This is a genomic window from Hyphomicrobium sp. GJ21 (genome assembly GCF_001006785.1).
Classification (GTDB): Bacteria; Pseudomonadota; Alphaproteobacteria; order Rhizobiales; family Hyphomicrobiaceae; genus Hyphomicrobium_B.
Genome location: NZ_CDHO01000002.1, coordinates 583,845 through 598,201, shown reverse-complemented (window position 1 = coordinate 598,201; position 14,357 = coordinate 583,845). Strand labels below are relative to the sequence as shown.

Genomic DNA, 14,357 nt, shown 5'->3' with positions numbered 1-14,357 from the left:
TCACCGCCCTTCCGGTGCGGCCGGCGCGCGCGTCCGGCCGAGAAAGCGGTCACGGGTTTCGGCCCATACACGTAGGCATTCCGCGTCGTCGGCGGCTTGCTGGCCAAGCTGCTGGCACCGGCGCTGCCCTTCGCGCAGCGGGTCACGTTCGGGCTGGAGAAGACGCGGCGGTGATGCCGGCGCGTCTTCCTTGCGGGTCATTTCGATGGCTGTCGCCGTGATGGCGATGGCCACGAATACGATTGCGCCCAGCCGGGCCAGCATCTTGCCGTCCATGGCCGCGCCCTCAATTGCCGTTGTTGAACATTTGCGCGTTGCCGGGCTGGTAGCCGTTGCCGGGCGTGAGGAAGCGGCGGCGCTGCTCGCGCCCCTGTTCTGCTGCCGCTGCGCGTTCGGCCTCGGTCAGCGCGCCCGCCCGGCCGTTGGCTGCGAGCAACGCAACAAGGTCGGAAAGCTGCTGCGACTGGAGGGCTAGAAGCTGGTTGCCGGCTTGCGTCGCCTGGAGTGCGCCGGTCGCGTTCTGGCTCTGGCCGACCAGCTCCGACATCTGCGTGCGGTTGCTGTCGATGTTGCCGACGACGCCGGCCTGAACGCGCATAGCGTCCTGCAAGCCGCCTACGGTGTTCTGCCAGCGCGTGCGAGCGTTGGCGACGAGCTGCTGATCCGTCGCCGACATCGACACGTTGCCGTATTGCTGCTGGAACGCCTGGTCGATGCGCTGCACGTCGAAGGCGATGTTCTGCGCCTGGCTCAAAAGCTGCTGCGTGCGCTGGACGTTCTGTTGAAGCTGCTGGAGCGACGAGAACGGCAGGCTCGCCAGATTGCGCGCCTGGTTCATCAACATGGTCGCCTCGTTCTGGAGCGAGGTGATCTGATGATTGATCTGCTCCAGCGTGCGCGCGGCCGTGAGGATGTTTTGCGCATAGTTCGACGGGTCGAAGACGATCCTTCCGAATTGCGCATGTGCCGGCGTTGCCAGCATGGACGAAACGGCCAGCGGGGCGGCGAGCATCGTTGCGGCCATGACGATGGCGCGCGAGCGGAAAACACGAATGGTCATGGTTGGGACTCCTTTTCGGTTTGGGGGATCAGCGTCGGGAAGTTCGGAAGAAGATCGACGGCCCAGCCGACATCGCGGGTCGTGAGCCAGGCCGCGAGAAAGCCGTCGCGGCCGTGTTCGGCGACAATCTGCGCAATGAGCGTCTGATCGGATTTGGCGGATGCGGCGCAGAGCGCGAGGCCGATTTCGGACAGGCCCAGCTCGAACAGGCGATTGCCGCGCCGCGACTGGCAGTAGTAATCCCGCTTCGGCGTAGCGCGGGCGATCAACTCTATCTGGCGGTCATTGAGTCCGAAGCGCCGATAGATGGCGGTGATCTGCGGCTCGATGGCCCGCTCGTTCGGCAAAAGCAGCCGCGTCGGGCAGCTCTCGATGATCGCAGGCGCAATATTGCTGCCGTCGATGTCGGACAGGCTTTGCGTGGCGAAGATGACGCTGGCGTTCTTCTTGCGCAGCGTTTTAAGCCACTCGCGGAGCTGGCCGGCAAAGCCTTCATCGTCGAGCGCAAGCCAACCCTCGTCGATGATGAGCAGCGTCGGCCGTCCGTCCAACCTGTCGCCGATGCGGTGAAACAGGTAGGCTAGAACGGCGGGCGCGGCTCCCGTGCCGACAAGCCCCTCGATCTCGAACGCCTGCACGTCGGCCGAGCCGAGATGTTCGGCTTCGGCGTCGAGCAGCCGGCCATAGGGACCGCCGACGCAATACGGCCGAAGGGCTTGTTTGAGGTCGTTGGATTGCAGCAGCACCGCGAGGCCGGTGATGGTGCGTTCCCCGACTGGCGCGGAGGCAAGCGAGGTCAGCGCCGTCCAGATATGTTCCTTCACCTCCGGCGTGATCGCCATGCCTTCGCGCATGAGGATGGCCACGATCCAGTCGGCGGCCCAGGCGCGTTCATAGGTGTCGTGAATGCGGGCAAGTGGCTGGAGCGATACGGAAGCGTCGGAACCTTCGGTCAGGCCGCCGCCCAGGTCGTGCCAGTCGCCGCCCATTGCGAGCGACGCGGCGCGGATGCTGCCGCCGAAGTCGAACGCGAAGACTTGGCTGCGGACGTAGCGCCGGAACTGTAAGGCCATGAGCGCGAGCAGCACTGACTTGCCCGCGCCGGTCGGGCCGACGACGAGCGTATGGCCGACATCGCCAACGTGAAGGGAAAACCGGAACGGGGTGGAGCCTTCGGTCTTTGCATAAAGCAGAGGGGGCGCACCGAAATGCTCGTCCCGTTCCGGCCCCGCCCACACCGCTGAAAGCGGGATCATGTGGGCGAGATTCAAAGTGCTGATGGGCGGCTGCCGGACGTTCGCGTAGGCGTGGCCGGGCAAGCTGCCGAGCCATGCGTCAACCGCGTTGACCGTCTCCACCATGGCGGTGAAGTCGCGGCCCTGGATGACCTTTTCGGCCAGCCGCAATTTTTCGTCGGCAATCCTGGGGTCCGCGTCCCATACGGTGATGGTGGCGGTGACGTAGGCCATGCCGGCGACATCGGCCCCAAGCTCCTGCAAGGCCATGTCGGCGTCGGCGGCCTTGTTGGCGGCGTCCGTATCGACGAGAACGGATGCCTCGTTGGTCATCACCTCTTTCAAGATCGCGGCGATGCTTTTGCGCTTCGCGAACCATTGCCGCCTGATCCTGGTGAGCAGCTTCGTCGCGTCGGTCTTGTCGAGCAGGACCGCGCGCGTGCTCCAGCGATACGGGAAGGCGAGCCGGTTCAAGTCGTCGAGCAGGCCGGGCGTTGTCGCGGTGGGAAAGCCGGTGACGGTCAGGACGCGGAGATGCTGGTCGCCAAGGCGCGGCTCCAGCCCGCCGGTCAACGGCTGGTCGGCGAGCAGCGCGTCGAGATAGATCGGCGTTTCGGGAACGCGGACGCGATGCCGGTTGGTCGAGACGGTGGAATGGAGGTAGGTCAGCGTTTCGCTGTCGTCGAGCCACCGGCAGGACGGCATGAAGCCGTCGAGCAATGCGAGCACGCGGTCGGTGCGGTCGATGAAACCGCGCAACACTTCATAGGGATCGACGCCGGATTGCTCGCGGCCTTCATAGAGCCAGGTTTCGGCGCGGGCGGCTTCCTCGGCCGGCGGCATATAGAGGAAGGTCAGGAAATAGCCCGACACGAAATGCGCGCCAGCTTCCTCGAAGGCGGCCTTGCGCTCGGCGTCGAGCAAGGCCGACGCGGGATCGGGAAAGGTGCTGTCGGGATAAGTCGCGGCTTCGCTGCGCTGCGCCTCGACGAAAATCGCCCAGCCCGATCCGAGACGGCGGAAGGCGTTGTTGATGCGACCGGCGACGGCAACCAGCTCGGCCGCAACGGCGGAATCCAAATCGGGACCGCGAAACCTGGCCGTGCGCTGGAACGAGCCGTCCTTGTTCAAGACGACGCCAGAGCCGACCAGCGCGGCCCAGGGCAGAAAGTCGGCAAGGCGACTGGCGGTGCGGCGATATTCGGCGAGGTTCATCATGGCCACGCCCTCACGCTGCAAGGTTTGCGGGGATGCGCAGATGCCGCCGCCCCACCTCGACAAAGAGCGGGTCGCGCTTCGCCGCCCATACGGCCGCGAAATGGCCGATGGCCCATATGGCGAGGCCCACAAGCCAGAGGCGCAGGCCAAGGCCCACGGCCCCGGCGAGAGTGCCGTTCATGATGGCGATGGAGCGAGGTGCGCCGCCGAGCATGATGTGCTCGGTCAGCGCCCGATGGACCGGGACCGAAAATCCCGGCACGGCGTCGAGTTGTTCGAGGACGGCGGCCATCAAACGAGCGCCCCGCCGCCGAACGAGAAGAACGACAGGAAGAAGCTCGATGCCGCGAACGCGATGGACAGACCGAATACGATCTGGATCAGGCGACGGAAGCCGCCCGACGTATCGCCGAACGCCAGGGTCAGGCCGGTTGCGATGATGATGATAACGGCCACCACCTTGGCAACCGGCCCTTCGATGGATTGAAGGACTTGTTGAAGCGGTTGCTCCCACGGCATTGACGAGCCGGACGCATGAGCGGCCGGGGCGAGGATCATGCTGATGAAAACAGCGGCGGTTGCGGTCGCCATGGTGCGGTAGCCGCGCGAAAGCGTGCGGATCATTTGGGTTCTCCTGTGCTGTTGGGGATTGCGGGGGTGATGCGGTAATCGCCGTCCGGCCCCAGCCCTTCGACGTGGGCGAGTTCGGCCAGCCGGCGCGCGGAACCGCGCCCGGAAAGGACGGCAACAAGGTCGATGGTTTCCGCGATCAGAGCGCGCGGGACCGTGACGACAGCCTCTTGAATGAGCTGTTCAAGGCGACGGAGCGCGCCGATGCCGGTGCCGGCATGGATGGTGCCGATGCCGCCCGGATGGCCCGTGCCCCAGGCTTTGAGTAGGTCGAGGGCTTCCGCGCCGCGCACCTCGCCGATGGGGATGCGGTCGGGGCGCAGGCGAAGCGAGGACCGCACAAGATCGGATAGCGTCGCCACGCCGTCTTTCGTCCGCATGGCGACAAGGTTGGGCGCGGCGCATTGCAGCTCGCGCGTATCCTCGATGATGACGACGCGATCCGCGCCCTTCGCCACCTCGGCGAGCAGCGCATTGGTCAGCGTCGTTTTGCCGGTGCTCGTGCCGCCCGCGACAAGGATGTTCGCACGCGATGCGACGGCGGTGCGCAACGTCACGGCCTGGTCGGCGGACATGATGCCGGCAGCTACATAGTCGTCGAGGCTGAACACCGCGACGGCGGGCTTCCTGATCGCAAATGCCGGTGCAGCGACGACGGGCGGCAAAAGTCCCTCGAACCGCTCGCCGGTTTCGGGAAGCTCTGCCGAGACGCGCGGGGATCGCGCGTGAACCTCTGCGCCGACGTGGTGAGCGACAAGACGGACGATGCGTTCGCCATCGGCCGGCGACATCGTTTCGCCCGTGTCGGCCAGCCCTTCGGAAAGTCGGTCGATCCAGATTCGCCCGTCTGGATTCAGCATGACCTCAACCACGGCCGGGTCTTCCAGAAACCGGGCGATGGCCGCGCCGAGCGCGGTGCGCAACATGCGCGCGCCGCGCTGTATCGCTTCCGGCTTATGGTGTGTGGATGTCATATCGGCCCCGATTCCTGACGGGGCGCGACAGACCGTCCCCGCAACGGGGTCGATTAAAGGAGCCTGAAATCAGGCTGATTCAACAAGTATCGAAGAGGATGCGGTGATCGGCGGCTATCGGCGGCGAATAGGACGGGTTGGAAATTCAGGTTACGCTGCCATCGGCCTCGAACTGATCTTGCGATGGACTATCGGGAAGCGAATCGACATCGCGCGACAACTCTTTGAGGAACCTGTCGCCGGTCGCAAGACGCCGGCCGAGCGTCTGCATGAAACCCTCGAACCGTTCGGCACCTTTCGCGCGGGCGGCGGCCTGCGCGCTCTCCGGCAGCGGCGGCGTGGCGGAAAGCCAGATGTTGACGAACAGCGAGACGGTTTCGCCGAGCACGGCAAGATCCTCGTCGAGCGCGTGGATCTCGCGGCCGAGCTTGTCGAGGCGGCGCGACATGGCCGCCTCCAGCCGATCCGAACTGTCGCCGGACAGGAAGGAAGCGACGGCTGCCTCGACGATGGCGGATTTCGACACTTGGCGGCGCAGCGCCAGCGCCTCGACCTGGGCGAGCAAGTCCGGGGCGAAATAGACGTTCATGCGGGTTCGGGTGGTCATGGGCGTATCCTCAAAGCTCGATGCCGTCGCCGGGGTCCAGCGACGCTTGCCGCGCGACCATCCGCATACGCTGGCGCAGCGCGCGGGCTTTGGCGGCGTCAACGTCCGGTTCATCGTCCAGAATGTCGAACTCCTGTTCGGGCGGACGTGGCGGCGCGACGATTTCCTCATGCTCCGGCAATTCCGGCTCGCGGCGGATACCGGCATTGGCCGGATCGCCTTCGGTCCCGCCGGCCGTGGCCGGGGCCGCTGCTTTCGTCGCCGCGACGATGCGGCTCGACCAATCGTCGGATGACGGGTTCGCGGCGGCGGGATCGGCTGCCGGATCGGGCGGGGTCAGGATGCGTTCCATGAACCGCGCATCCTCGAAATAGCGAGCCTTGGTCGCGCGGATGGGCGGCGTGCCGGCGACCATCACGATTTCGTCGCTCGGCGGAAGCTGCATCACCTCTCCAGGCGTGAGCAGCGGCCGTGCCGTCTCCTGCCGCGAAACCATCAAATGCCCTAGCCACGGCGCAAGCCGGTGGCCGGCATAGTTGGTAGAATCGCGCAGCTCGGTCGCGGTGCCGAGCGCATCGCTGATCCTTTTCGCCGTCCGCTCGTCGTTCGTCGCGAAGGCGACGCGGACGTGACAATTATCCAATACGCTGTTGTTCGCCCCGTAAGCCTTTTCGATCTGGTTGAGGCTCTGCGCGATCAAAAAGCTTTTGAGGCCATATCCGGCCATGAAGGCGAGCGCGGATTCAAAAAAATCGAGCCGGCCGAGCGCAGGAAACTCGTCGAGCATCAAGAGCAGCCGATGCCGCTTGCCGGACGTGTGCAATTCCTCCGTCAACCGCCTGCCAATCTGATTGAGGATCAGGCGAATGAGCGGCTTGGTGCGGTTGATGTCGGACGGCGGCACGACAAGGTAGAGGCTGACCGGCTTCTTGCTGCCAACAAGATCGGCAATGCGCCAGTCGCACCGCGCCGTGACGCGCGCCACGACGGGATCGCGATACAAACCCAGGAACGACATGGCGGTGGACAACACGCCGCTGCGCTCGTTCTCGCTCTTGTTCAACAGCTCGCGGGCCGATGACGCGATGACGGGGTGAACGCCGGCTTCGCCCAGGTGCGGCGTATCCATCATCGCGCGCAAGGTCGCCTCGACGGGGCGCTTCGGATCGGAAAGGAAGCTGGCGACGCCGGCCAGCGTCTTGTCGGGTTCGGCATAGAGGACGTGCAGGATTGCGCCGACAAGCAGGCTGTGGCTCGTCTTCTCCCAATGGTTTCTTCGATCCAAGCTCCCTTCGGGATCGACGAGAATATCCGCGATGTTCTGCACGTCGCGGACTTCCCATTCGCCTTGCCGGACTTCCAGCAGCGGATTGTAGGCAGAGGATTTCGCGTTCGTAGGGTCGAACAGCAGGACGCGACCGTGCTTCGCGCGGAAGCCGGCTGTCAGCGTCCAATTCTCCCCTTTTATGTCATGAACGATGCAGCTTCCCGGCCAGGTTAGCAGCGTCGGCACCACGAGGCCGACGCCTTTGCCTGACCGCGTAGGTGCGAAGCAAAGCACATGCTCCGGCCCATCATGGCGCAGATAGTCGCCGTCGTGCCGGCCGAGCACGACGCCGTCGGGACCGAGCAGACCAGCGGCGCGGATTTCCTTGTCCTCGGCCCATCGTGCCGATCCATAGGTGGCGACGTTGCGCGCCTCCCGCGCCCGGATGATCGACATCATGATTGCGGCGGCGATGGCCATAAGCCCGCCCGACGCTGCGATGACGCCACCCTCGACAAAAATCGAAGGCGCATAGGCGTCGAAGGCATACCACCACCAGAACAGCGCGGGTGGGTAGTAGATCGGCCAGCCAGCCAGCTCGAACCATGGATTGCCGAGTTGCGCCTGAAAGCCGAGACGCCATGCGGTCCATTGCGTCGCCGCCCAGGTCATCACCAGAACGATGGTGAAGACGACGGCGATCTGACCCCAAAGGATTCGGCCTCCGCGCATACGGGCTCCAGTCGGAAAAAGAGACGGAGCCGATCAGAGAGTAGGCAATTATGGGACAGGCAACAGTAAAGGTGGAGCGGGAGGGCTGTCGGATACTATCGGCGGCAAATAGGACGGGTTGCGTCCACTCATTTATCTGCGCGGATGTCTGTCGCGGGAAGACAGTAACGAATCGCGGACGAGACTCAATCCGCCGGGGTAGTTCGCCCCATTTCTCTTGCGAGGGTGAGCAAATTGCGAAGCGCCGCGCTACAGTTGAATGGCGACCAGACGGCCGAGAAAGGAACCGGCTCCGGTTCGTCCGCGACCGGAAGGAAAGTAACGTCGGAAGTTCGTAGCAGCGACGTAGCCGCGCCGACGATGGTGACGCCGAAGCCCTGTCCGACCATGGAAAGCAGCGTGCCGCGCTCGACATCGAAGCGTTGGATGGATGATGCCGGCCAGCGTCCGGCAAGGCGCAGCACGATATGGTCATGGACTTGTGGGCCGGTGCCGCCGTGCCGGGCAAGGAACGTCTCGCCCGCTAGATCGGCCCAGGTGACGGCGGCTTGCTTGGCGAGCCGATGCCTATCCGGCAGCGCGGCGACCAGCGGTTCGGTCCATATCCGCCGCGTGTGGCAGTCGGGTAGCTCGGGCGTGCCTGCCATGAATACGATGTCCAGACGGTCGGCGCGCAATTGCATAACCGCATCGCGTGCCGTGCCTTCCGTGATCTCGACTTCGATGCCGGGATAGTCTGCGCGATACTGTCCGATCAGTCCTGCGAGGAAGCTGCGAGGGATCAGGGCATGGACGCCGATGCGCAGGCGTCCGCACTCTCCTGACGCCGCCATGCCGGCGGTCTTCACGGCATGGTCGAGTTGATCGACGCCGGCAGAAACATGCTCGACGAACTGGCGACCGGCCTCTGTCAGCCGGACGCCTCGCGCATGGCGCTCGAACAGCAAAACGCCAAGGTCTTGCTCCAGCGTCTTCACGCGAGCACTGACGCTCGACAGGCTGACGCCGAGTGCGTTCGCAGCGTGCCGGAAGTTCAGATATTCGGCGACGGCGAGCGTTTGAATGAGGGACGCGAGGGGAATGCGTGAACCCAACGAGGTCGGCACTCCCCATTTGCGGTCGATCATGGGTGTTGAACGCCGCCGCCGCACCGTTTCACCTGTGCTCGGTCAATCGACGGCGACCGTCGCGCCGGACACCGGGAACATTGTGAATGTCTGACCGGAAAATCAGTGGCAGACCGATCATGAGACGGCGGCCTCCCATCCGCCCCCTAGTGCCTTGTAGAGAGCGACAACGGCCATCAGTTCGCCGACGCGAGCATCAAGGCTCGCACGCTCCGCAGCGCTGTATGCGGATTGCGCGTCCAGCAATATCGTTAGGTCGTCCTCGCCAGCTTGGTAGCGCTGGCGGGCAAGATCGACCGCAGCGGCCGCCTGCGTTGTCGCCCCCTCCGCTTTCCGGCGCATGATCTGTGCGGCGGCATATCGGTTAAGCGCCGTCTCACTGTCAGTAAGCGCGCCCGTTACGCTCCGCTCGTAGCGGATCATGGCTGCATCGGCTCGGGCATCCGCCGCCCGAATCTGCGCTCGGATGCGCCCCATGGAGAATATGGGCCAATGGAAGCTCGGCCCAACTTGCAATCGTGTGCTCGCCCCCGATGCCAGATCGCCCGCGCTCTGAGCTTGCTGACCAATCGACCCAATGAGCGATAGTCGCGGAAAGAGGTGAGCCGTGGCCACGCCAACGTCAGCGGTGAACGCCGCCAATTCGCGCTCTGCCTGACGTATATCCGGGCGTCGCCTTAACAGTTCGGATGGAAGCCCAGCCGTAATCTGCGATGGAGCAACCGGAAGCGACCCAGGGTTCAACAGCCGAAGTGAAGTGGCCCCCGGTGCTTGGCCAGTTAGCAAGGATAAGCGATAGGCTGCCGCGCGCGCGTCGGCCTCAATCCCATCAAGGCTTACGCTGGCTGCCCGAGCCTGTGTGTCGGCACGAGCAAAGTCGAAGCGCGACGCCTCGCCGGACCTAAACCGTCTTTCGACCAGGCTGGCGATGGCCTGCTGTGCGTTGGCGTCTGCGCGAGCAACCAACAGCCTAGTTTGGGAGCCGCGTAGATCGACATAGCTTCGGACAACCTCTGCGATCACCTGTAAGATGACATTGCGCCGGGCTTCCTGCATTGCCTCTGCACGGGCGTCCGCCGCTTCGATGCTACGCCGTGTTCGGCCCCATAGGTCGATTTCCCACGACGCATCGAATCCGAAATCGAAAAGGGAAAATTGAGGATCGAACCCCGGAACATTGGCAACCGGCAATTGACCGTTTCCGCTGACGCGGTTCGCCGTGGCCGCGCCGGATAGTGCTGCATCTGGACCGGCGCGACCGCGTGCGGCGTCGCGTAGCGCCCGCGCTTCGCGTAGGCGCGCTTCCGCCTCCCGAACGTCGTGGTTGCTGGTTACAGCCAATTCCACAAGTTCAACGAGTTGTGGATCATTGAACGAGCGCCACCAATCTTCATCAATCGGATGTGGAGTGGCAGCGGAAATCCAGCCGGGCGCCACCGCCGGGCTGGATTCGACATAGCTTGGTCCGACCGTGCAGGCCGCAACGCTAAGAGAGGCTAGTAGTGCCGGGAACGGGGGATGACGCATGGGCTACTCCATCCGAGCGCGGAAAAGAATTGCCGAAACGGTCAGCGTGACGGACGCGATAGCCGCCAGCGGCCATGTGTTCGCGAGAATGACCGCCGCAGGCATGTCTTTCAGGAAGACGCCTTCGGAGACGACGAGGAAATGCCGACAGGGATTGGCGAAAGCGATCACCTGTAGCCAGCCGGGCATGTTATCGACTGGAGTGGCGAAGCCGGACAGCAGGATTAGCGGCACCGTCACCAGAAACATGCCGAGAAAGGCTTGTTGCTGGGTTTGCGACAACGTGGATACCAGCATTCCGACGCCGATCAGCGACACTACATAGAAGAACAGAGAGAAGTAGAACGACGCCACGGAGCCGGTAAGCGGCACTCCGAAGACCGTGGGGATAAGGATCACATAGAGCGTGGCATTGAAGAATCCGATCAGCAAAGGCGGTGCCATCTTGCCAATGAGGATTTCGTGGACCCTCAACGGCGAAACCATAAGCTGATCGAAGGTGCCTAGCTCCCGCTCGCGGGCAACGGATTGAGCCGTAATCGACAAGGTGCCGGTTGCGCCCAGGGTCACAAGCAACGCCGGCATCACGAACCAAAGGTATATCAGCGCGGGATTGAACCAGTTGGTGACGACGGTTCGGGTAGTGGGCTGCCCTGGAGTTGCGGCGGGGCGCGCTTCGGCTGCGACCTGGCCAATGATCTGTTGCAGGTATGAGGAAACGATCTGCGATGCGTTCGAGCGTCGCCCGTCTAGGACGATCTGAACCTCGCCAATCTGCCCGCCCTCGATAGCCGCGCTGAATCGCGAATCGAAACTGAGAACGGCGATGACCTGCTGATTGTTGATTGCCTCCCGCATGTCGTCGGGCGAGGCGAGCGGCACCATGCGGCCGACGTTGGGGCTGCCTGCCACCCGCGAAACAATTTCATGGCTCCAGATGCCGGAATCGCGGTCTAGCACGCCAACGTCGAAGTTGCGCACTTCCAGCGTCGCCGCGAATCCGAACAGGACGAGTTGAAGTAACGGAGGCGCAATAAGGGTGATGCGAGCCCTGGGGTCGCGAAAGACCGCCCATAGCTCTTTCACGATGATCGCAGATAGTCGCGCGAAGCTGGCGGAACTCATCATGCGATCCTCCGGCGCGTCACTCGGAAGGCGAGGCCGAAGAACAGGAGGCCGAAACCCAGCATCGCCAGGATGCTGCGAACGAACATCGGCCAAAGATCGCCCACCACGAAAACGCTGGTCAGGGGCGGGATGAAGTAGCGGGCTGGAACCGCATAGGTCATCCCCTGAATGAATTTCGGCATCGAGCCGATCTCGAACAGAAATCCAGACAGCAGCAGGCCCGGCAAAAATGCCGTTAGCAACGCAACCTGGCTGGCCACGAACTGATTCTTCGTCGCCGCCGAAATCAGCAAGCCTTGGCCCAATGCTGGCATGAGGAAGGCCGCGCCAACCGCATACAGCGCGAGGATCGACCCTCTAAAGGGCACGCCGAACAGGAAGACGGCGACGATGACGCAGAGCGTCATCGAACCGAGCCCGAGCACAAAATAGGGAATGATTTTCGTGGCCAGGAACTCGCCCATGCTGACGGGCGTAGCCATCAACGCTTCGAGCGTGCCGCGCTCCCATTCCCGCGCGACGACGAGCGCGGTCAGAAGCGTCCCGATCATCGTCATGACAATGCTGATCGAGCCGGGAATGAGAGCGAACCGACTTTCGAGGCCCGGATTGAACCAGAAGCGGGGCAGCGGGGCGATTGCGGGAGCTAGTCGCACGCCACGATCCAATGCACGGCCTTCCGCCCAGGTGGCCCGCACACCTTCGGCATAGGCGGCGACAAAGGATGCCGTGTTCGGCAGCGAGCCATCGGTAATCACCTGGATCGGCGCGTCGATCCCGGCTGCGACCCTCTGGCCGAAATCACTCGGAATGACCACGATGCCCCGGATATGCCCAGCGATCAGTTCATCCTTGAGCGAAGTCACGTCGCGCCGGGATTGAACCTCAAACCACCGGGATGATCGGTAGGCCCCCGCCAGGCTGGCCGCCGCTTCGCTGGAATCTTGAACCGCCAAGCCGATCCGCGTCCTCGCCGTATCGAGAGACACGCCGTATCCAAACAGGAAAAGCAGGAGCAGCGGCAGCACAAAGGCGATCAGCATCGTCGAGGGGTCGCGGAGAATCTGTAGCGACTCCTTGACGAGCAGGGCCATGAAGCGTCGAGGATAGAAGCGGTCGTTCATGCGGCCTCCCGCTTTCGATCCGTTTCCTCGATCAGCGCAATGAAAGCGTCCTCCATCGTAAGGTCTGTGCCGCCACTGATTTCAGCCGCGCGGATTTTGAGGTCTTCGGGCGTGCCTTGGGCGATTTCCTGTGCGCGATAGATCAGCGCTATGCGGTCGCAATATTCCGCTTCTTCCATAAAGTGGGTGGTGACGAGCACCGTCACGCCGCGTTGCACGAGGCCGTTGATGTGCAACCAGAACTCGCGGCGGGTGATAGGGTCCACGCCCGATGTCGGCTCATCCAAGAAAAGCACGGGCGGTTGATGGAGCACGGCGCAGGCAAGCGAGAGCCGTTGCTTGAAGCCTAGCGGCAATGTTCCGCTGTTCACCGGCAGATGACGTTCAAGCTGGAAAATGTCGATGACGCGCGCAACGGCCTCGGCCCGCTGGCGTCGATTCAAGCCATAGGCTCCGGCGAAGAAGTCCAGATTTTGTTTGACGCTAAGATCGCCATACAAGGAAAATTTCTGCGCCATGTAGCCGAGAGACTGACGCGCCTCCGCGCTGGCGGTGCGAAGATCATGGCCGGCAACGCGGCCTTCGCCCGCTGTCGGCGTGAGAAGCCCGCAAAGCATCTTGAAGGTCGTGGATTTGCCCGCGCCGTTCGGCCCGAGAAGGCCGAATATCCGGCCTTGCGGCACGGAGAATGTGATGTCGCCTGCCGCCGTGAACGTCCCAAACACCTTGGTAAGCCCTCGCGCCTCGATGGCCGGCGCGTCGGACTTTTCGATGGGCTTGTAGCTCGCGGCGAGTTGGCTGACGCCTTTCGGTCCTCCACCAAGGATGTCAATGAACGCATCCTCAAATCGCGGCTGCACGGCTTCGATTCGGTCGCCCTGCGACATTCCGAATCGTTCTGTGGTCGGCGCAGCAGCGCCTTCGTCCATGAGGACGCGAACGGAAGCGCCCTGAATGGTGGCGTCCTTTACATCGTCGCGAAGGACAAGGCTGGCGAGTAAAGACCGCCGGCTTTCGGAAGGACCAAACAGACGATAGGTCCGACCTTCGACACGGGATGTCAGCCGCTTCGGCGGTCCACTGAACAGCAGCTTGCCTTCGTTCAGCAGGAATACCGTATCGCACTTCTCGGCCTCGTCGAGATAGGCGGTGGACCAGACGACGCCCATGCCCTCCGTCGTGAGCTGGCGGACCATCGCCCATAGTTCCCGTCTGGCCACGGGATCGACGCCAACGCCAGGCTCATCAAGCAGCAGCACGCGAGGGGGCCGCACCAGTGCGCAGGCCAGGCCCAGCTTTTGCTTCATGCCGCCCGATAGACGGCCAGCCAACCGGGGGCGGAATCGCTCAAGGTCCGTGAAAGACAGGAGTTGGGAAAAGCGCTCCGTGCGTTCTTTCCCTGGGGGTAAACCGCGAAGATCAGCGTAGAGTGAAAGGTTCTCGATAACCGACAGGTCTTCGTAGAGTCCGAAGCGTTGCGGCATGTAGCCTAGTGCCGATCTATCGGCCGCGATGGCGGGCTCGCCGAGAAGGGTAACTTCCCCTTCATCCGGGTCGAGCAATCCAGCGAGCAAACGGATCAGGGTTGTCTTGCCCGCGCCATCAGGGCCGACCAAGCCCGTCATCACGCCGCCCATCACCTCCATGCTCACGGCATCAAGTGCCGGGGCTGCATTGGGCGCGAAGCGTTTGGTGACATCTACAGCGTGGGCAACTGCCTCTGTCATT

At 63.5% G+C, this 14,357-nt stretch carries 13 protein-coding genes; all 13 read right to left on the bottom strand.

Annotated features, from left to right (window positions below):
• Positions 1–276 carry a putative entry exclusion protein TrbK-alt gene (gene trbK-alt / locus HYPGJ_RS05850; RefSeq protein ID WP_003052351.1) on the bottom strand — a complete coding sequence of 92 codons (276 nt, stop codon included), beginning with the start codon at positions 274–276 and terminating at the stop codon, positions 1–3.
• A 10-nt stretch (positions 277–286) separates the two neighbouring features.
• Positions 287–1,060: a P-type conjugative transfer protein TrbJ gene (gene trbJ, locus HYPGJ_RS05845; protein ID WP_046846290.1), complete on the bottom strand. Its 774-nt coding sequence runs from the start codon at positions 1,058–1,060 to the stop codon at positions 287–289.
• Positions 1,057–3,513, bottom strand: a complete 2,457-nt coding sequence (trbE, locus tag HYPGJ_RS05840; RefSeq protein WP_046846289.1) for a conjugal transfer protein TrbE — start codon at positions 3,511–3,513, stop codon at positions 1,057–1,059. Before trbE ends, trbJ begins: the two co-directional genes overlap by 4 nt.
• A gap of 10 nt (positions 3,514–3,523) precedes the next feature.
• Positions 3,524–3,805, bottom strand: coding sequence for a VirB3 family type IV secretion system protein (locus HYPGJ_RS05835; RefSeq protein ID WP_003052343.1), 282 nt, complete (start codon positions 3,803–3,805; stop codon positions 3,524–3,526).
• Entirely contained in the window at positions 3,805–4,137 is a 333-nt protein-coding gene (locus HYPGJ_RS05830; RefSeq protein WP_046846288.1) for a TrbC/VirB2 family protein, read from the bottom strand. The genes HYPGJ_RS05835 and HYPGJ_RS05830 overlap by 1 nt, the downstream gene beginning before the upstream one ends.
• Positions 4,134–5,117: a P-type conjugative transfer ATPase TrbB gene (gene trbB, locus HYPGJ_RS05825; protein ID WP_003052336.1), complete on the bottom strand. Its 984-nt coding sequence runs from the start codon at positions 5,115–5,117 to the stop codon at positions 4,134–4,136. The genes HYPGJ_RS05830 and trbB overlap by 4 nt, the downstream gene beginning before the upstream one ends.
• Positions 5,118–5,262: 145 nt before the next feature.
• Positions 5,263–5,724, bottom strand: a complete 462-nt coding sequence (locus tag HYPGJ_RS05820) for a CopG family transcriptional regulator (RefSeq protein WP_003052333.1) — start codon at positions 5,722–5,724, stop codon at positions 5,263–5,265.
• 10 nt (positions 5,725–5,734) lie between these two features.
• Positions 5,735–7,723: a conjugal transfer protein TraG gene (locus HYPGJ_RS05815; protein WP_046846287.1), complete on the bottom strand. Its 1,989-nt coding sequence runs from the start codon at positions 7,721–7,723 to the stop codon at positions 5,735–5,737.
• Between the two features lie 185 nt (positions 7,724–7,908).
• Complete coding sequence (locus HYPGJ_RS05810) at positions 7,909–8,850, bottom strand: LysR family transcriptional regulator (RefSeq protein ID WP_046846286.1); 942 nt, start codon at positions 8,848–8,850, stop codon at positions 7,909–7,911.
• Between the two features lie 117 nt (positions 8,851–8,967).
• Positions 8,968–10,377: an efflux transporter outer membrane subunit gene (locus tag HYPGJ_RS05805; protein ID WP_046846285.1), complete on the bottom strand. Its 1,410-nt coding sequence runs from the start codon at positions 10,375–10,377 to the stop codon at positions 8,968–8,970.
• A gap of 3 nt (positions 10,378–10,380) precedes the next feature.
• On the bottom strand, positions 10,381–11,505 hold the full coding sequence (locus HYPGJ_RS05800; protein WP_046846284.1) for an ABC transporter permease: 1,125 nt from the start codon (positions 11,503–11,505) through the stop codon (positions 10,381–10,383).
• On the bottom strand, positions 11,502–12,629 hold the full coding sequence (locus tag HYPGJ_RS05795; RefSeq protein ID WP_046846283.1) for an ABC transporter permease: 1,128 nt from the start codon (positions 12,627–12,629) through the stop codon (positions 11,502–11,504). Before HYPGJ_RS05795 ends, HYPGJ_RS05800 begins: the two co-directional genes overlap by 4 nt.
• Positions 12,626–14,356, bottom strand: coding sequence for an ATP-binding cassette domain-containing protein (locus HYPGJ_RS05790; protein WP_046846282.1), 1,731 nt, complete (start codon positions 14,354–14,356; stop codon positions 12,626–12,628). Before HYPGJ_RS05790 ends, HYPGJ_RS05795 begins: the two co-directional genes overlap by 4 nt.
• Between the last annotated feature and the right edge of the window lies 1 nt (position 14,357).